This window comes from Streptomyces sp. NPDC005302, from assembly GCF_040607345.1.
GTDB lineage: Bacteria > Actinomycetota > Actinomycetes > Streptomycetales > Streptomycetaceae > Streptomyces.
Window position 1 is genome coordinate 13,013 of record NZ_JBEXGN010000019.1, and the last position, 18,117, is coordinate 31,129.

The following is an 18,117-nucleotide window of genomic DNA, read 5'->3' on the forward strand; positions in this document are numbered from 1 at the left end:
GCGGGTGGGATCGTCGCCGGGTGACCGATACCGCCGCTGGGCGTCCCGATGACCGCACCGCGTCCGTTCTCCGGTTCGCCACGGAGCTGGTGGCCTGGGTGGCCGCTCCCTGGGCCCTGTCCACGTACTCGTGGACACTCGCCGTGCTCTCGGTGGTGATGCTGATCGGGCTGCCGACGGTCTTCGCGACGCCGGGAGACAAGGCCCAGGTCCTGGTGGCGGTGCCGGGTTGGGTGACCGTGCTGCTGGTACTGCTTCAACTCGTCGCGGCCGTGGTGTTCTCGTGGCTCGCCTGGTCCGGCTGGGTGGCGGCCCCCGTCACCGTGCTGGCCGCCGTCACGTGCTTCACGGAGCGGCGCCGCTGGCGGTGGCTCTGCCGCCCGGAGCCGGCCCGGGCGGCCGGCTGACTCCGGGCATCCAGAGGTGACCCGGGCAACTCGCTGACCCCCTGAAGCGGGTCTCCAGGGGCGGCGGCGCGACGGTGAGGTCCGCCGGAGCGAGGGCGGCCCGGCCGGTGCGCGGCGCGCGTGTGTCCGGGCCCGTGCGTGTGCGCGTGGCGGAGTCAGTGCGGCGCCCGGACCCCGTCCAGTGCCACCGACATGACGCGGTCGCGCTGGGCGTCGTCCAGGAAGTTCGTCGCCGTGATGCCGGCGATCATGCGCAGCAGGTCGTCGAAGTTCATGTCGTTCCGGGCCTCGCCGGCCTGCTGTGCCCGCTCGAAGAGCGGTCCGCCGGCCGCGTACATCGAGTCCCGGCAGGCCAGGAAGATCTCGGACTCGTCGTTCAGGGCCTCCCGGATGGCCCGCTTGGTGACCGTGTAGTCCACGAAGCGCCGCAGCCAGGACGTCAGCGCGTCCCACGGCTCCCGTCCCGCGACCTCCTCGGCGACCCGGCACAGGTCGTCGACCTCGCCCGCGTAGACGCTCTCGAAGAGGTGGCGGCGCGTCGGGAAGTTCCGGTACAGCGTCCCGATGCCGACGCCCGCACGACGGGCCACGTCCTCCAGGGACGCCTCCGCGCCCTTCTCCGCGAACGCCTCGCGGGCGGCGGCCAGCAATGCGTCGTAGTTGCGGGCGGCGTCCTTCCGGTGCGGACGGCGGGACGCGACGATCTCACTGACGGGGTAGGGCTCGGCCGTCACTGCTGCCTCCCGGCTGGATCGGGTTGAAGCGGAGGTATGCCTCCGCTACAGTGGAGGGGTACCTCCACTTTAACAGCCGGGGTGCGTCCGGCATCGACCGCGTGCGGCCGCACGCGACGCCGACGTGCACCCCCCGGCTCCTCGACCCCGGCGGGCCGTGCGACGACGCACCGCCCTCGCCCCCGACTCTGTCTCCTCGCGCGACCGCCGTCGCGGCCGCCGGTGTGCCCGGGCGCCGACCGGCGCCCCGCCCGTCCCGTACGACCGTGGCCCGACGACCTCGGCCGCAACCTGTCCGGAGAGGCTCTTCATGCCCCGCACGTCCACCCGCCTCACCTTCGCGGTCCTCGCGACCGGTGCCGGCGTGTTCTCCATGCTGCAGTCGCTGATCGCGCCGGCCCTGCCGACCGTTCAGCACGCGCTGCACACCTCGCAGTCCACCGCGACCTGGGTGATGACCGCGTACCTGCTGTCCGCCTCGATCTTCACGCCGATCCTCGGAAGGGTCGGTGACCTGATCGGCAAGAAGCGCACCATGGTCGCGGTGCTGGTCGCCGTCCTGGCCGGCTGTCTGCTCGCCGCCCTCGCGCCCACCATCGGCATACTCATCGTCGCCCGTGTGGTGCAGGGCGTGGGCGGCGCGCTCTTCCCGCTGTCCTTCGGCATCATCCGCGACGAGTTCGCCGCCTCCAAGGTCAGCGGCAGCATCAGCAACCTGTCCGCCGTGATCGCCGCGGGCGGAGGAGTCGGCATGGTGGCGGCCGGCCCCATCGTGAGCGCGCTCGACTACCGCTGGCTGTTCTGGATCCCCGTCGGCATCGTCGCGGTGACCACGCTGATCGCCCTGCGCTACGTGCCCGAGTCGCCCCGGCGGGCCGCGGGGCGCGTCAACTGGCTCGGTGCCGTTCTGCTCTCGGGCTGGCTGGTCGCCCTGCTGCTGCCACTGAGCCAGGCGGGCCAGTGGGGCTGGGGCTCGGGCCGGGTGATCGGTCTGCTCGCCGTCGCCGTCCTGCTCTTCGCCGTCTGGCTGGCCTCCGAGGCCCGGTCCTCCGGCCCGCTCATCGACCTGCGCATCATGCGGCTGCCCGCCGTGTGGACCACCAACACCGCCGCGCTGTTGTTCGGCGCGGGCATGTACGCGATCTGGTCCTTCCTCCCCGGCTTCGTCCAGACCCCGCGGTCCGCGGGCTACGGCTTCGGCGCGAGCGTGAGCGCGGCCGGCCTGCTCATGCTGCCGATGCTGGTCGCGATGTTCTGCTCCGGTGTGCTCAGTGGCCGCCTCGAACCCGTCGTCGGCGCGAAGAAGTTGCTCGTCGCCGGTGCCACGCTCGGCGCGGTCGCCTGCGCGATCCTCGCCCTGTGGCACGACCGGCAGTGGCAGGTCGCCCTCGCGGCGGGCGTGTTCGGTCTCGGCATCGGCCTCGCCTTCGCCTCGATGGCCAACCTCATCGTCGGCAGCGTCCCGGCCGAACAGACCGGCGCCGCGACCGGGATGAACGCCAACATCCGCACCATCGGCGGTTCCATCGGCGCCGCCGTGACGAGCGTGCTGGTGACCGGCCATCTCCAGTCCTCGGGCCTGCCGTACGAGTCCGGGTACACCCACGGGTTCACCCTGCTCGCCCTGCTCTGCCTGGCCGCCGCACTGGCCGCGCTCCTCGTCCCGGCCCGGCGCGCTGCCCGCCTCTCCGGCCCGCGTGCCTCGGGGGACACACGGCGCGCCGCCGCCGGTTCGGCCACCGACGCACAGGAGCCGGCGCAGACCGACGCCGTGGCTCCGGGCGCCCGGAGCTGACCGCGGGGGCCGTGCCCGGGCGATCCCGTCCGGTGAAGCGGCACGCCGCAGCCGGCCCTGAGTCCCACCGTGCGGGGGCCGTGTCGCGAGACCGGCCCCCGCACTGTCACGTCCCGGGGTCGCGGGGGAGCCCTCGTGCGGTGCCCGGAGGGGCCGGGCGCTGCCTAAGGTGCCCGCGCGTCCCTCAGTGGGTGGCGAACTCCGCGAACTCGTCGAGCAGGGCCGCCGCGGTGGTCACGTCGCCCGTGAGGGGACGGTCCCGCATCTCGGGGTCCAGCTCCGCGGCAGCCCGAGCGTAGGCGCGGCCCGCCGCCGTCTCCGCACGCGGCGCGCTGCCCCGCAGGCGCAACGCCCGTACGGCGGCGACGAGTTCGCATCCGAGGACCAGCCGGTACGCCTGCGCGAGGCGCAGCGATGTGCGGGCGGCCTGCGTCGCGAAGGTTGCCGCCTCCTCCATCCCCTGGGACAGCACCACGTGCCCGAGCGCGGCCGGGGTGGCACAGGCGTGTAGCTCGGCGAGCGCGGACGCGGCGCTGTACTCCAGGATCATCATTCCCGAACCGGCCGAGGACGTGTCGGCCAAGTAGGAGCGCAGGCCGGTCAGTTCGGGTCGGCCGAGGCCGGACAGCCGGGCCGCCGAGAGGCGGGCGGTGCCGAGCACCGCGAGGCCCAGCCGGTCGAGGGCGAGCGTGAGCGGCGCGGTGAAGAAGCCGCCGTGATGCCGGGCGACCGGCGTTCCCGTGGCCGCGTCCCAGCCGATCAGGGGGTTCTCGGTGGCGGAGTTGAGGTCGATCGACAGCACCCGCTCCAGGTCCTCCCACGCCTCGGTCGCCGGACCGTGGGCCTGCGGGAAGCACCGGAAGCCGTAGGGGTCCTGCACCCGGGACGTACCGCTCGCGGGTGGCGCCTCGTCCCTGCTCGCGCCGGTGCCGAGCAGTTCCCGGACGCGGGCCGCCGCACCCTGGACCGCCGGGTGCGGATGGGCGGCGTGCACCTCCGGCGCGTACGGCTCCGTGGACGCGTCCACCGCGAGCAGCGACAGCGAGGCCACCACGTGGGCGGCGCGCAGCAGGACGCCGAGGTCGTGGCTGGCGAGCGCGGACTGGCCGAGGGTGAGGGCGTTGCTGCTGAGCAGGGCCAGCGCGTCCCCCCGGCGGACCGGCAGGCTCGCGGGGAGCGGGTTCCCGGCGTCCGCCCGGTCCCGTATCCAGGTGCCGTGCCCGAACAGGGCCAGCCCCAGTTCGGCCAGCGCGGTCAGGTCCCCGGTGCCCACGGCCCCGTACTCCGGGATCCGGGGATGGACCTCCGCCCGGAGCGCGTCCGTGACGGCCACGGCGATCTCGGGGCCGAGCCCCGATCCGCCGGCGAGGAGCTGGTTGGCGCGCACCAGCATCATGGCGCGGACCTCGCGGGCGGGCAGTGGCGCGCCCACGCCTCCCGCGTGGCTCAGCAGCAGCCGCAGGTCGTGGCCCGCGCCGTCGGACTCCTCGACGGCGACTCCCCGGTGCGCGCCGACACCCGTGCTGCGCCCGTAGACCCGGGCGCCCTCGGCCGCCAGCCGTCGTGCGGCACGCCGGGTGTGTTCCATGGCCTCCAGCGACGCGGGATGCGGTGGGGGAGGCGGGGCGCCGTCGGCGACCGAGGCCACCGTCGCGGCGTCGAGCCCCCGGCCGCGGAGAGCCGCCGCGGGCGGCGGGTCGCTCCCGGCCGGGCCGGGTGTGCCCGACTCCCCGGCACCCGGGCCCGTGAGGGGCGGCGGGACGCTCTCGTGCGCGAGGGCCGTGTCCCCGCCGCCCGCGTCCGCGAGGGCCGTGGCTGCTTCGGCCGCGTCGGCCGTGCGCTTGAGCATGACGGGCGTTCACTCCTCCGTACGCCGCCGGAGGCCGGGCCGGGGCGGTGTGACCGCCCCGGCCGCGGCATCCGTCAACCGGCCGCCGAGCTCCGCGTCAGCTGAGTCCGGCGGAGGACAGCCAGGACTTCGCCACGTCCAGCGGGTCCTTGCTCTCGTTCTGCACCTGGCCGTTGAGCGACACCAGGGTTTCCGTGTCGAGCTTCGCCGAGACGTCGTTGAGAACCGCAATTCCCGCCTTCGGCAGACCCTTCTTGTAGGTCAGCGGCGTCACGTTCTCGAAACCGAAAAGACTCTTCGGGTCCTGGAGCACGACGAACTTGTTCTTGCTGATTCCGGGGTCCGTGGAGAAGATGTCCGCGGCCTGGATGTTGTTCCCCTTGAGGGCCGCCACGGTGAGCGGGCCGCCGGCGTCCAGCGCCTTGAAGTTCTTGAAATCGAGACCGTATACGGACTTCAGTCCCTTGAGGCCCTGCTGGCGGGTCTGGAACTCCGGCGAGCCGCCGATCACCAGGTCCTTCGCCGAGTCGGCGAGGTCCGCGATGGTCGACTTGTCCGTCAGGCTGTACTTCTTCGCCGTGGCCTCGTTGACCGCTATCGCGTCCTTGTCCTCGGCCTTGGACGGCGTCAGCAGGCCCAGCTTGGAGTCGAGCTTGGCCGTGATGGCCGTGCTGGTCTCCTCGACCGTCTTCGGGGTGGCCTTCGCGTCGAGGTAGGCGAGCAGCGCGCCGTTGTACTCCGGCAGGACGGTGATCGTGCCGTTCTTGATCAGGCCGTACGTGGTCTCGCGGCTGCCGATGTTCAGCTTGTAACTGACCTTGACGCCCTTGGACTTGAGGGCTTCGCCGTAGATGTCGGCGAGCAGGATGCTCTCGGGGAAGTTGTTGGAGCCGACAACGACCGTACCGCCCTTGGCGGCGTCACCCTTCAGCGGGTCGGACGTGCCGGAGTCGTCGGAGGAACCGCAGCCCGTCAGTGCGGCCGCGGCCACAACCAGCAGGGTGGCAGCGTACGTTGCGGACGTTCGGGTACTTCTGGCGATGGTCACGTTGGTCATCCAGACTTGGCAATGGGTGGGGCGTGGGCGGGGCGCGGGTCTTGACAGTCCAGACGATCCAATCGAGCCACCTCAAGGGCCGTCAAGACACGAATAGATCACTGGTGGGGACCGTACAGCTTCGCCCCGTAGGCGCAACGCGACCAATATGCGCGCGAATCCGACGTCACTGCATGTCACTTTTTGGTTGATCATGGCCGTACTCTTACGCCAGCCGCTAGGGTTGGCCGCGTCGAGGGCCCCCTTCCACTTGTCGGCCCGAGCACGCTGTCGTGACCATTGATCCATGCAGGCCTGCCAAAAGGCTTCCAACGGGGAATGAAGTCAAGGAGGTTGGGTGCCCGCGCACAGAAAAGCCGCCTCGGGGCAGCCGTCCACGGCTCTTCCGGTCGGCCGGACACCATCCCCGCTGGACCGCTGGCCCTTTCGCCGGAAACTCAACGTCCTGGTGATCGTGCCGCTCGCCGTCATCTCCGCGATGATCGCCTATGTCGTGTACGGCGAGATCGACAAGGCCCGCTCGGCGGCCGACACCGCCCAGCTCGTCCGTGACAGCGCCCAGGTGACCAAACTCATCGACGCCGTGCAGACGGAGCACCGGCAGGCACTCCTCGTCTCGCTGCGTCACGAGGCGGGCGGTTCCGGAAAGAGCGCGCAGGACACCACCTCCTACCTCGACGCCCAGCAGGAGGTCGGCACCCGTATCGCCGCCGTCCGGACCGCCTACGGCGAACGGCTGCCCGACGCCGAGGCGCAGGCGCTGAAGGAACTGGAGGGCCTGGACAGCCTCCGCAAGACCGTCGAGCAGGGCCCGATCCCCGCCGACAACATCGACCCCGCCTACGGATCGGTGATCGAGGGCCTCATCAACGGCCTCGGCCTCGGACTGTCGGGCGGCGAGTCCGGCTCGTCCGCGGCCAACCTGCTCGACGCCCTGTTGCGCGCCGACACCGCCCACGCCTCCTTCGAGACCAGCGTCTTCGCGGCCCGTACCCGCGACTCCAACGCGCTCATCGAGTTCACCGGCGCCGTCGGCGACTACGACCAGTACTCCTACCAGGCCGAGCGGTTCACCCGGTTCGCGAGCCAGGACCAGAGCACCGCCCTCGCCGGGATCGAACGCAGCCCCTACCAGAGCGTGATCAGCCAGCACTGGGCCGCCCTCCAGGTCGACCCCAGCGCGCTGGTCGCCGAGACCCCGACCCAGCTGCGGGCCGCGCTCGGCGACGCGCTGCGCGCCGACCCCACCTACGAACGGCAGGCCGGCAACCGGCTGAAGATCGTCCAGTCGCTCATCGGCGAGATCGCCGCCGACGCCCAGTCCGCGTCCAGCGAGGCCTGGTGGCGGGTGGCCTGGCTGGTCGCCGGCAACCTCCTCGCCTTCGCCGCGTGGATGCTCTTCTCCGTGCTGGCCCGCCGTTCCGTGGTGCGCACCGTACGGTCCCTCACCTCGGCCGCCCAGCACGTGGCCGGCGCCGCCCGGAGCGAGCTCGCCCGGGTCGCGGACGACGACGCCGACGACGCGAGCCCGCCGCGTCTGGAGGCCGTGCCCGTGCCGGTGCGCGACGAGATCGGCGAGCTGGCCGAGGCCTTCAACCAGGTGCAGGTCACCGCGACCGCCCTGCTGGAACGCCAGGTCGTCAGCCGGCGCAACATCGCCGAGATGTTCGGCAACGTCGGGCGTCGCGTCAGCAACCTGACGGCACGCCAACTGGCGCTGATCGACTCGGTGGAGCGCGGCGAGACCGACCCCGAGGTGCTCGACCGCCTCTACCGCATCGACCACATCGCCGTCCGCCTCCAGCGCAACGCCGACAGCCTCATGCTCCTCGCCGGCATCAGTGAGACCGGCCTCACCACCGAACCGATGCGGCTCAGCAACATCGTCCGCGCCTCGCTCGGCCAGATCGAGGGCTACCAGCGCGTCACCCCGCACGCCGAGGGCGATGTCACCGTCGTGCCCGACATCATCGGCGACCTGACCCTGATGCTCGCCGAACTCCTGGAGAACGCCGTCATGTTCTCCCCGGCGAGCAGCGGCGTCGAAGTCGTCCTGCGACCCCGGCACGACGGAGGCGGCGCGCTCGTCGAGATCATCGACCACGGCCTCGGCATGAGCCCCGAGCGGCTGGAGCAGGAGAACACCCGCCTGATCCGCCGCGAGCGGCTCGACCTCGCGCCGACGGAGGTCCTCGGCCTCTTCGTGGTCGGCGGTCTCTCCCGGCGCTGGGGCATCGAGGTCGTCCTCTCCCGCACCCCGGGCGGCGGTGTCACCGCCACCGTCGCGGTCCCCGCCTCCCATCTCGTGTCCCACGACCCCGGCAGGACCGTTCCGCGTGCCCCGCGCATGATGCCCCCGGCGCGCCACCCGGGTCCGGCCGAACCGCGCCCCGCGCAGGTCGAGTCGCCGCCCGGACCCGCGGGGCTGCCCCGCCGGGTGCCCGCCCGGCCCCGGCCCGCCGAGCCCGCCGGCCACGCCCGCCGCGCGGAGCCCGCGACGGGCCCGGGCGCCGAGCACGCCATGACCCACGGCGGTGTCCGCGCCGGCACCGGAGCCGAGCCGGCTCCGGGACCCACGGCGCCCACCCCGCCGGCACGGCCCGGCGAGGCCGGTCCGCTGCGCCGCCGGGTGCGCGGGGCGACCCTGTCGGCCACCACGGCGTCGACGCGGCTGCCCAGGACCCGGGAAGCCGTCACCCATCGCAGGCCACCCTCCTGGCAGCCCACGGACGCCGAGGCGGCACGCTCCGAACTCGACGAGTTCGAGGCCGCAGTGCAGCGCGCCCAGCGCGAGAGCGAGACGGGGGAGCACCCGGTCTGGGCGTTCCGCCCCGACGACGGGCCCGGCGGACCCGCCGGCCCCGACACCCTGAACAGAAGACCCTCTTCCCCGGAAGGCATGAGCACGTGACCATGTGGACAGGCGGGCCGGAGTCCCGAACCGCGGAGCCCGAGACGGACGTGAAGGCCGCCGCTGCCGACTTCAACTGGCTGCTCAACCGGTTCGCCACCGAGACGGCGGGGGTCGTCGACGTCATCGGCGTCTCCTCCGACGGACTGCTCATCGCCGTCTCCCAACTGCGCGGCCAGGCCGACTCCGAGCGCCTCGCGGCGATCGTCTCGGGCATCACCAGCCTGGCCATGGGCGCCTCCGGCAACTACGGCCTCGGCGGCCTCAACAAGGTCATCATCGACCTGGAGGAAGGACACGTCCTGGTGTCCGCCCTCGGGGCCGGAGCGGTGCTCGGGGTGGTCGCGTCGAAGGAGGCCAAGCTCGGCAACATCGCCTACGAGATGACGCTGTTCGCCAACCGCGCGGGCGCCGTGCTGAGCCCGCAGCTGGTCATGGAACTGAAGAACACCGTGGGCATCGCCCCGGCCGGATGACGTCCGAGGCGTGGTCGCACGACCGGTGACGGAACTGGGTGAAGGGGGAGGACGTGATGACGTCCGGCGAGCCACGGGCCGGCGGTGACGCCGAGTGGGGGGCCGAGCGGCCCGCCTCGGTCGTCCGGCCGTTCCTGCTCACCGCGGGACGGATCGCCGGCGGCGACAGCCTCGTCCCGCCGATCCCGATCGAGACGCAGGTCGTGGCCACCGAGGTGGGACTCGCCGCACTCGACGCGTTCGTCTTCGACCAGCACCGCGACATCATCACGGTCTGCCGTGAGCCGCAGTCCCTCGCGGAGATCGCGGCGAAGCTCCGGATGCACCTCAACGTGATCCGGGTCCTCGCCGACGATCTGCGCGCCGACGGCCAACTGGCCCTGTACCTTCCCCAGGCCCACTCCAACCGCGATGTCTCCGTATTGCGAAGGGTTATCGATGGTCTCCGAGCTGTCCCCGACTCCCGGGGAGCGATCCGTGAGGGCTGACGACGAGCGGCCCCGGCCGCCGCTGCCGGTGAAGATGGTGATCGCGGGCGGCTTCGGCGTGGGCAAGACCACCACGGTGGGTGCCATCTCCGAGATCGAACCGCTCACCACCGAGGCGTCCATCACCTCGGTCGCCGCCGGCGTCGACGACCTCTCCCACACACCGGAGAAGGTGACGACGACCGTCGCCATGGACTTCGGCTGTGTGACGCTCGACCCCACGCTGAAGCTCTACCTGTTCGGCACCCCCGGCCAGGAACGCTTCGGCTTCATGTGGGACGACCTCGTCGAGGGCGCCCTCGGCGGACTCGTCATCGTCGACACCCGGCGGCTCGACGACTGCTACGCCGCCGTCGACTACTTCGAGCACCGCCAGATCCCCTTCGCCGTCGCCGTCAACGCCTTCGACGGCAGGCTCGAACACGATCTGGACGACGTACGGTGGGCGCTCGACGTCGCCGACCACGTGCCGCTGACCGTGTTCGACGCGCGCGAACGGGGCTCCGTGCGCGACGCGCTGCTCGTCGTCCTCGAACACGCCCTCGCCACGGCACAACGCTGAGCCGGACGGTACGACGGAGGCGGGGGGGGGGCGCGGGGGGCCCCCCCCCCCCCCCGCCCCCCCCCCCCCCCCCCGGGCCCGGGCCCCCCCCCCCCAGGGGGGGGGGGGGGGGGCCCCGGGGGGGGGGGGGGGGCCCCCGGCCCCCCCCCCGCCTCCGTCGTCACGACCGCCCTCAGGCGGACCGGCGCCTGCGTACTCCGGGAGAGACGGCCACCCGGCCCACCGCCCAGAACAGCGTGAGGACGAGCAGCGCGAGGATCGCCGTGAGGGCGGCGCCGCCGACGACCTTCTCGTAGTCCCGCTGGTACAGCCCGTCCAGGATGTAGCGGCCGACCCCGCCGAGCGAGACGTAGGCCGCGATCGTCGCCGTCGACACGATCTGGATCGTCGCCGAGCGCAGTCCGCTGAGGATCAGCGGCAGCGCCGCCGGGATCTCCACCTGGAACAGGATCTTCGACTCCTGCATGCCCATGCCCCGGGCGGCGTCCACGGGGGACGGGTCCACGGTGCGGACCGCCTCGTAGGTGGTGATGAGGATCGGCGGGATCGCCAGGACCACGAGCGGGATCATCACCGGTACGATCCCGAGCCCGAGCCACACGAACATCAGCACCAGAAGACCGAAGGTCGGCAGCGCGCGGGCGCCCGCGGACAGGAACGCGAGCGCGTTGCCGCCGCGCGCGGTGTGCCCGGTGACCAGGCCGACCGGCAGTCCGATCGCCGCCGCGATCGCGAGGGCACCCGCGGTGTACTGCAGGTGCTCCCACACGCGTTGCGGAATACCGTCGTAACCGTGCCAGTGGGCGCCGTCGCTGAAGAACGACTGCATGAAGTTGACTACGTTCACGACACGGCCTCCGGGGTGCGGACCGCCGGGTCCTCGAGCGTGGCCGCGGGACGCCGCGCGGCGCGGCCGGACGGGGGCTCCCACGGGGTGAGGATGCGCCGCAGCAGGACCAGCAGCGCGTCGACCACGATCGCCAGCACGGCGGTGGTGACCACCGAGGTCACCGCGAGCCGCGGACGGTGGTAGAGCATCGCGGTGGTCAGCAGGTTGCCGAGCGCGCCCTGGTTGCCGATCAGCGAACCGACGCTCACCAGGCTGATGCTGGAGGCCGTGGCCACCCGCAGTCCGGCCATGATCGCGGGGACGGCGATGGGCAGTTGGACCTGGAAGTAGCGGCGGACGGGACCGATGCCCATGGCCGCGGCGGCCGCGTTGGTCTCCTGGGGGACCGAGCGGATCCCGTCGACCACCGCGGGCACCAGAACGACCAGGCTGTACAGGCACAGCGGGATCATCACGGTCAGCTGGGTCAGCCCGGTGGAGTCGATGAGCACCACGAAGAACGCGATCGACGGGATCGCGTACAGCACCGTCGAGGTCCACAGCACCGGCGGGTACAGCCAGTCGTAGTGCACGCACAGCAGGCCGATCGGCAGCGCCAGCAGCAGGCCGACCAGCACCGGGATGAGGGCCTCCTGCATGTGGATGCCGATCAGGCCCGCGTAGCTGTGCTGGAGGTCGCTCGGTATGTCGAAGAAGCCGTTCATCACAGGGCCTTCGCCGGAGCGGTGTCCTGCGGGGCGTCCGTGGCCCTGCGCTGCCGGGCCACGCGGATCGCCGCGGCGATCGTCTCCTGCCCGGCGACACCGAGCACCTGCCCCGAGCCGTCGACGCCGACGGCCTGACCGGTCGGCGACAGCACGGCCCGGTCGAGGGCGACGCGCAGCGAGTCCCGGCCCACCTCGAAGCTCTGCCCGTACGGGTCGAGCGTCCCGACCTCGCCGTTCCAGTCGGGCGCGGCCCAGCCGAGCGGCTTGCCGCCCGCGTCGGTCACCAGGACCGGTGCCTGCGCCGTGCCGCGTCCGGCGGCCTCCAGCGCGCCGGAACCGACCGGTACGACCCGGGAGCGGTCGAGTTCGAGGTCGCCGGTGGAGAGGAACGACAGCCCGCGGATGCCCCGGTCGGCGCCGAGGAACTGCTCGACGAACGGGTCGGCGGGGGCCGACAGGATCTCGTCGGGCGCGGCGAACTGGGCGAGTTTGCCGCCGGTGCGCAGCACGGCGATGCGGTCGCCGATCGTGATCGCCTCGTCCATGTCGTGGGTGACGAAGACGATGGCCTTGCCCAGTTCGCCCTGGATGCGGAGCAACTCCTCCTGCAGGCCCCGGCGGACGACCGGGTCGACCGCGGAGAACGGCTCGTCCATGAGCAGGATGGGCGGGTCGGCGGCGAGCGCGCGGGCGACACCGACGCGCTGCTGCTGGCCTCCGGAGAGCTGGTACGGATAGCGGCGGGCCATGCCCGGGTCGAGGCCGACCCGCCCCATGAGCTCCGCCGCGCGTTCCCGGGCACGCTGCTTGGACCAGCCGAGCAGCCGCGGCACGGTGGCGATGTTGTCGAGGATCGTCCGGTGCTGGAAGAGACCGGCGTTCTGGATGACGTAACCCATCGAGCGGCGCAGGGCGTTGACCGGCTGCCGCGTGATGTCCTCGCCGTCGACCAGGATCGTGCCGCTGCTCGGCTCGATCATGCGGTTGATCATGCGGAGCGTGGTCGTCTTGCCACAGCCCGAGGGTCCTACGAGGACGGTGATGGAGTGGTTCGGTATCTGGAGGGACAGGCGATCGACGGCCACCGTGCCGTCTGCGTATCGCTTGCTGACATCTTCGATGGCTATCAAGCGTCGAAACCCTTCGGGGACGGCATGGCTCGCGCGTGGCGCGATCACGTGCACAAGGGGTCGTAGTCTAGCCAGTTGATGTTTGTTCTCGGCCGGGGCAGGTCGTGACGTGCGCAAGGGTGTCCGGTTTCGGCCGAGTCGTGCCGGAAGCGGGACGGCCGGTCACGGCGTGCGGGTCCGCGCGGGCCGGTGTCCGCCGGCGCCGAGCCGTTCGGCCCGCAGCAGCCGCAGATGGAGCGCGGCCCAGGTGCGGAAGGGCCGCCAGTTCTCCGCGATCGCCGCGGGTTCGCGCCCGGGCCCGTACCGGTCCTCCATCTCCGCGATCAGCCGCGGCTCCCGCGTGGGCAGCACGTCCGGGTGTCCCGCACCGCGCAGGACGACGAGTTCGGCGGCGAAGGCGCCGAGGCCCTTGACCTGTCGGACCCGCCGCTCGGCCTCCTCCGGATCCAGGGACCGCAGTTCGGCCCCGTCCAGTTCCCCGTCCAGCGCGGCCCCGGCGACGGCGTGCAGGTACTCGGTCTTGCGCCAGGGCAGTTCGACGTCCAGACGGAGCAGCCGCTCGGGCGAGGGGAACGCTCCGTCGTCGCCGAGCCGGGCGACGATGCCGGCACGGGTGTTCCGGGCCGCCGTCCTCCCGGTGCGCTGGGTCAGCACCGCCCACACGGCCGCCTCGTAGGGAGAGTGGAAGCCGCACGGGCGAAGTCCCGGCCTGCGCGCCTGGATCCCGCCGATCACCGGGTCGCGGTCGCCGACGGCGGGCCAGTCGCGGGCGTCGACGTCCAGGGAGAGGAACCGGGCCACCTGGTCCGCCGCCGCGTCGAGATCGCCGTCCCCGGTGACCACGATCCTGGCGGCGGACCCGGCCTGCCCGACCTCCGCGGTGACGCGCCGCCAGTCGGCGTCCGCGGTGAACGCCGTCCGCAGCGTCCCTTCGGTGCCCGCCGCCCCGGCCGGGGGCAGCGGTGCCATCTCCTCCCAGAACTCCCGGCTGCTCTCCAGGGACCAGGGACCCGTCACCTCGTACGTGACCTCGTGCCGCGCCATGTCCGACCTCCCGCTGGGGACACGCTCACCGTGCCGACGCGCACCACTGTGACGGCAATACCTGACACATCCCGTCAGGTAATTCCGGCGGGGCGTCGCATCCGCCGCGGTGGGCGCGAGCGTGCCGCCTTGGCCCGTCGGGGTGAACCATGCCCGGCCCCGCACCGGGTTCGTACGAATATCGGGCCGCGATGCCGACCATGATCGCGTGCGGGGTCCTTCGGCCGCCGCTCCCCGTACTCACGCACCGAGGTGGAGACATGCTCAGCCCGCGCGCCCGGCGGACCACGAACCGGCTCCTCGCCCTGGTCACGGGCTGCCTGCTGCTCGGTGCCGCCGGCACACTGCCCGCACCGGCGGCGGAACCCGGCCGGGTCACCGTCCCGGCACCCGGAGCAGGCGGCTGGACCCGCAACGGCTCCGCCCGGCTCTCGGGCGCCGACCTCCAGCTCACCCGGACCGTGGCACACCAGGCCGGCTCGGCGGTGTTCCCGGTCCCGGTGGTCACCGACGGCCTCAAAGCCGCGTTCTCCACCGTCATCGGCGGCGGCAGCGGCGGCGACGGCCTGACCTTCGGCCTGCTCGACCCGGCCCGGGCCACCCCCACGGCCCTCGGCGCGGACGGCGCCGGGCTCGGCTGGGCCGGGAAGCCCGGCGTGGCGATCACCTTCGACACCCACCGCAACACCGGAGACCCGTCGGCCAACTTCATCGGTGTCACGACCGCCACGAGCGATAGCTCACGCACCCTCGCGACCACGTCCGCCAGCGTGCCGGACCTCCGCTCGGGCCCGCACGCCGTCGCGATCGCCGTCTCCGGCAAGACCCTCACCGTCTGGATGGACGGCACCCGGCTGCTGACCGCCACGGTCCCCGCGCTGCCCCCGACGGCGATGCCCGTCTTCACCGGTGCCAACGGCGGCAGGACCGACAACCACGCCGTCCGTGACACGGTCATCACGGCGACCTCCTACGCGGTGGCGCCGCCCGGTCCCAACGGCTGGACCCGCAACGGTTCCGCCACGCTGTCCGGCACCGACCGCACCGACCTCGTACTCACCGACGCCGTGCGCGACGCCAGGGGATCGGCCGTCCAGGCCACCGCCGTACCGTCGGCGCGGCTCCGGGCCCGCTTCACCGCGCGACTCGGCGGCGGCAGCGGCGCGGACGGTCTCGCCCTGCTCCTGCTCGACGCGGCGAAGGCCACTCCGACGGCGCTGGGCGCGGGCGGCGGAGGACTCGGCTGCGCGGGTCTGCCGGGGGTCGCCGTCGCCCTCGACACCCATCGCAACGCCGGTGATCCCGCGGGCGGGTTCGCGGGGGTGGCCGCCGGCGGAACCGGTTCACCGCTGCGCTACGCCGCCACCTCGGCCGCCCTGCCCGGTCTGCGGAGCGGCTCCCGTGCCGTCGACGTGTCCGTGACGGGTACGGGGCATCTGCTGGTCTCGGTGGACGGCACCCGGGTCGTCGACACCGAGGTCGTCCTGCCGCGGAACGTCCTGGTCGGATTCGCCGCCGCGACGGGCGGCCGCACGGACCGCCACACGGTCCGCGACATCGTGATCACCTACTGAGTTCCCGTGGGGACGGCGGTCCGCGCTCACGCCGCCGAGCGCGTGGCCGGACGCGGCGCGACGGCCGGGACCTTCGCCGCCACTGCGACCAGGTCCCGGGGCCGCCGCTCGCTCCGCGCCGCCGGCTCGACCACCGGGCGCGCGCCGTGCCGCCACAGCCACACGATGTCGCGGCCGAACGACCAGACCAGCGAGCCGAGCGCCAGCGCCACGGCCGCCGCCGTCACCCCGTACGGCAGGATCCCGGCGCCCGCGACCAGCAGCACGATGCCCTGCAGCGCCGCCACGGTCTTGCGGGCCATGCTCGGCGGCAGCGCCGCGTTGAGCCAGGGCAGCACCCTGGCCGCCGCGACGAACACGTAGCGCATGGTGCCGATCAGCAGCACCCACGGGCCGAGCGACATCGCGACGTACACGCTCAGGACCAGGATCAGGAACGCGTCCACCTCCATGTCGAAGCGGGCGCCCAGGGCGGACGACGTACCGGTCCGCCGGGCGACCTTGCCGTCGACACCGTCGAGGATCAGGGCGACCGCCGTCAGGCCGACGAGCAGACTCACCGGAGGCGAACTCTGGAAGGAGTCCGCCACGAGCGCGGTCACACCGCCCACCAGGATCGCGCGGCCGAGCGTGACGCGGTTGGCCGGCCCGAAGGAGCGGGGCCGCGTGCGCCGCAGGGCGCGGGTGAGCACGGCCCAGGTCGAGATCCCGAAGGCCAGACCGCTCAGCCAGCCCGCGGGTCCCATCCCTATCACCGTGCCCAGCAGCACCAGCAGGAGAAGCTGCACCCCGGCTCCCACCAGGGTCTCCTGCTGGGGAAGCCTCGCGCCGTACGTGTTGTTCAGGGCCACCGCACATCCTCCGGCCGTGTGACAGAGTCGATCAACGCCGCGTACTGTCCGCGGCTTGTCACTGGTCCGTACGTGAAGATCTGCTGAATCGTTCAGGGGGACGCTCATGGAACGCACGGCTCGCGCCTTCTGGCTCGCCGAACCCGGTCGCGGAGAGATCCGCCCGACACTCCTGCCCTCTCCCGGGAACGGAGAGGTGCTGGTGCGCACGCTGTACTCCGGGGTCAGCAGGGGCACCGAGACCCTGGTGTTCCGCGGCGGAGTCCCGCAGAACCAGCACGCCGCGATGCGCGCGCCCTTCCAGGAGGGGGACTTCCCGGCACCCGTCAAGTACGGCTACCTGAACGTCGGCCGGGTCGAGGAGGGACCCGAACCGCTCCTCGGGCGCACCGTCTTCTGCCTCTACCCGCACCAGACGCACTACGTCGTCCCGTCGAGCGCCGTGACCGTCGTGCCCGACTCGGTGCCCGCGTCCCGCGCGATCCTCGCCGGCACCGTCGAGACCGCGGTCAACGCCCTGTGGGACGCGGCCCCGTTGATCGGCGACCGGATCGCCGTCGTCGGCGGCGGCATGGTCGGCTGCTCGGTCGCCGCCCTCCTCGCCCGGTTCCCCGGCGTACGGGTCCAGCTCGTCGACGCCGACCCGGAACGCGCCGCCGTGGCCCGCGCCCTCGGCGTCGGCTTCGCGCTCCCCGCGGACGCGGCGGGCGAGTGCGACCTCGTCGTGCACGCCAGCGCCACCGAGGCCGGCCTCACCCGCTCCCTGGAACTCCTCGCCCGGGAGGGCACCGTCATCGAACTGAGCTGGTACGGCGACCGCCGGATCAGCCTGCCGCTCGGCGAGGCCTTCCACTCACGGCGGCTGACCCTGCGCAGCAGCCAGGTCGGTTCCGTTTCCCCCTCCGGCAGGGCCGGACGGACCTACGCCGACCGGCACGCCCTCGCCCTCGAACTCCTCGCGGAACCGGCCTTCGACGCGCTGATCACCGGCGAGTGCGCCTTCTCCGAACTCCCCGGCGTGATGCGGGAACTCGCCTCCGGATCGATCCCCGCGCTGTGCCACCGCGTCGCCTACGACGAGGTTTGAGCCGACCGGAACCGGCCTGACCTCAGGCGACTCCGAAGAAAGGGCGGCCGGCGGCTGAACACGGTGCGCGGGGTACCCGTACTAGAAGACGTGATCCCGGCAGAGGATCAGACGTACCGCACCTGGAGGGTCGTCCGTTGTTCAGCATCACCGTCCGCGATCACCTGATGATCGCCCACAGCTTCCGTGGCGACGTCTTCGGACCCGCGCAGCGCCTGCACGGAGCGACGTTCCTGGTGGACGCCACCTTCCGCCGCCCCGAGCTCGACGACGACAACATCGTCGTCGACATCGGGCTCGCGACGCAGGAACTCGGCGCCGTCGTCAGCGAGTTGAACTACCGCAACCTCGACAGCGAGCCGGACTTCAAGGACACCAACACCTCGACCGAGTTCCTCGCCAAGGTCATCGCGGACCGGCTCGCCGCCCGGGTCCGCGCGGGCGGCCTCGGCGAGGGTGCCCGCGGCCTGACCGGCATCACCGTCACCCTCCACGAGTCGCACATCGCCTGGGCGAGTTACGAGCGTGCCCTGTGACCGACGTGATCCTCGACAAGACCACCCCGCGGGCCGGACACGGCACCGTGACGCCGGGC

The 18,117-nt window shown here is 72.6% G+C and carries 17 protein-coding genes; 9 read left to right on the forward strand and 8 right to left on the reverse strand.

All coding sequences use genetic code 11. From position 1 onward, the window contains the following. Positions 1-20 precede the first annotated feature (20 nt). A complete protein-coding gene (locus ABZT74_RS25315; RefSeq protein ID WP_356173881.1) occupies positions 21-407 on the forward strand; it encodes a hypothetical protein in 387 nt (128 codons plus the stop codon). A gap of 155 nt (positions 408-562) precedes the next feature. On the opposite strand, the gene ABZT74_RS25320 is transcribed toward ABZT74_RS25315, so the two are convergent. Then, a complete protein-coding gene (locus ABZT74_RS25320) occupies positions 563-1,141 on the reverse strand; it encodes a helix-turn-helix domain-containing protein (protein ID WP_356173884.1) in 579 nt (192 codons plus the stop codon). A 310-nt stretch (positions 1,142-1,451) separates the two neighbouring features. Between ABZT74_RS25320 and ABZT74_RS25325 the strand changes: the two genes are divergently transcribed. Next, a complete protein-coding gene (locus ABZT74_RS25325) occupies positions 1,452-2,936 on the forward strand; it encodes an MFS transporter (RefSeq protein WP_356173887.1) in 1,485 nt (494 codons plus the stop codon). A gap of 184 nt (positions 2,937-3,120) precedes the next feature. On the opposite strand, the gene ABZT74_RS25330 is transcribed toward ABZT74_RS25325, so the two are convergent. Then, positions 3,121-4,785, reverse strand: coding sequence for an aromatic amino acid ammonia-lyase (locus ABZT74_RS25330; RefSeq protein ID WP_356173890.1), 1,665 nt, complete (start codon positions 4,783-4,785; stop codon positions 3,121-3,123). Positions 4,786-4,882: 97 nt separating this feature from the next. Next, positions 4,883-5,842, reverse strand: coding sequence for an ABC transporter substrate-binding protein (locus tag ABZT74_RS25335; RefSeq protein ID WP_356173893.1), 960 nt, complete (start codon positions 5,840-5,842; stop codon positions 4,883-4,885). Positions 5,843-6,179: 337 nt separating this feature from the next. On the opposite strand from ABZT74_RS25335, the gene ABZT74_RS25340 reads away from it, so the two are divergent. From ABZT74_RS25340 to ABZT74_RS25355, 4 genes are read left to right on the forward strand one after another with little or no spacing between them, the layout of a single operon-like run. Beyond that, a complete protein-coding gene (locus ABZT74_RS25340) occupies positions 6,180-8,753 on the forward strand; it encodes an ATP-binding protein (RefSeq protein WP_356173896.1) in 2,574 nt (857 codons plus the stop codon). Between the two features lie 2 nt (positions 8,754-8,755). Next, positions 8,756-9,229, forward strand: a complete 474-nt coding sequence (locus tag ABZT74_RS25345; RefSeq protein WP_356173911.1) for a roadblock/LC7 domain-containing protein — start codon at positions 8,756-8,758, stop codon at positions 9,227-9,229. A gap of 56 nt (positions 9,230-9,285) precedes the next feature. Further along, positions 9,286-9,717: a DUF742 domain-containing protein gene (locus ABZT74_RS25350; RefSeq protein ID WP_081220281.1), complete on the forward strand. Its 432-nt coding sequence runs from the start codon at positions 9,286-9,288 to the stop codon at positions 9,715-9,717. Between the two features lie 34 nt (positions 9,718-9,751). Further along, the gene (locus tag ABZT74_RS25355; RefSeq protein ID WP_241539967.1) at positions 9,752-10,279 is read left to right on the forward strand and encodes an ATP/GTP-binding protein; all 528 of its coding nucleotides are present in this window, start codon (positions 9,752-9,754) and stop codon (positions 10,277-10,279) included. 172 nt (positions 10,280-10,451) lie between these two features. Here the strand turns inward: ABZT74_RS25355 and ABZT74_RS25360 are convergent, their stop codons facing one another. The 4 genes from ABZT74_RS25360 to ABZT74_RS25375 all read right to left on the reverse strand — a co-directional run bounded on the left by ABZT74_RS25360 (position 10,452) and on the right by ABZT74_RS25375 (position 14,010). After that, a complete protein-coding gene (locus ABZT74_RS25360; protein ID WP_356438360.1) occupies positions 10,452-11,126 on the reverse strand; it encodes an ABC transporter permease in 675 nt (224 codons plus the stop codon). Further along, positions 11,123-11,833, reverse strand: coding sequence for an ABC transporter permease subunit (locus ABZT74_RS25365; RefSeq protein ID WP_355873950.1), 711 nt, complete (start codon positions 11,831-11,833; stop codon positions 11,123-11,125). Before ABZT74_RS25365 ends, ABZT74_RS25360 begins: the two co-directional genes overlap by 4 nt. Next, complete coding sequence (locus ABZT74_RS25370) at positions 11,833-12,966, reverse strand: ABC transporter ATP-binding protein (RefSeq protein WP_355873948.1); 1,134 nt, start codon at positions 12,964-12,966, stop codon at positions 11,833-11,835. Before ABZT74_RS25370 ends, ABZT74_RS25365 begins: the two co-directional genes overlap by 1 nt. A 162-nt stretch (positions 12,967-13,128) precedes the next feature. After that, positions 13,129-14,010: a DNA-3-methyladenine glycosylase 2 family protein gene (locus ABZT74_RS25375; RefSeq protein WP_356438363.1), complete on the reverse strand. Its 882-nt coding sequence runs from the start codon at positions 14,008-14,010 to the stop codon at positions 13,129-13,131. 260 nt (positions 14,011-14,270) lie between these two features. On the opposite strand from ABZT74_RS25375, the gene ABZT74_RS25380 reads away from it, so the two are divergent. Next, on the forward strand, positions 14,271-15,584 hold the full coding sequence (locus tag ABZT74_RS25380) for a hypothetical protein (RefSeq protein WP_356438366.1): 1,314 nt from the start codon (positions 14,271-14,273) through the stop codon (positions 15,582-15,584). 26 nt (positions 15,585-15,610) lie between these two features. Here ABZT74_RS25380 and ABZT74_RS25385 read toward each other — a convergent pair whose 3' ends face one another. Next, positions 15,611-16,435: a CDP-alcohol phosphatidyltransferase family protein gene (locus ABZT74_RS25385; RefSeq protein ID WP_356438369.1), complete on the reverse strand. Its 825-nt coding sequence runs from the start codon at positions 16,433-16,435 to the stop codon at positions 15,611-15,613. A 106-nt stretch (positions 16,436-16,541) separates the two neighbouring features. Between ABZT74_RS25385 and ABZT74_RS25390 the strand changes: the two genes are divergently transcribed. Both ABZT74_RS25390 and ABZT74_RS25395 read left to right on the forward strand, forming a co-directional pair. Then, positions 16,542-17,522 carry a zinc-binding alcohol dehydrogenase gene (locus ABZT74_RS25390; protein ID WP_356438372.1) on the forward strand — a complete coding sequence of 327 codons (981 nt, stop codon included), beginning with the start codon at positions 16,542-16,544 and terminating at the stop codon, positions 17,520-17,522. A 137-nt stretch (positions 17,523-17,659) separates the two neighbouring features. Beyond that, the gene (locus ABZT74_RS25395) at positions 17,660-18,058 is read left to right on the forward strand and encodes a 6-carboxytetrahydropterin synthase (protein WP_356438375.1); all 399 of its coding nucleotides are present in this window, start codon (positions 17,660-17,662) and stop codon (positions 18,056-18,058) included. The last annotated feature ends 59 nt before the right edge of the window (positions 18,059-18,117 follow it).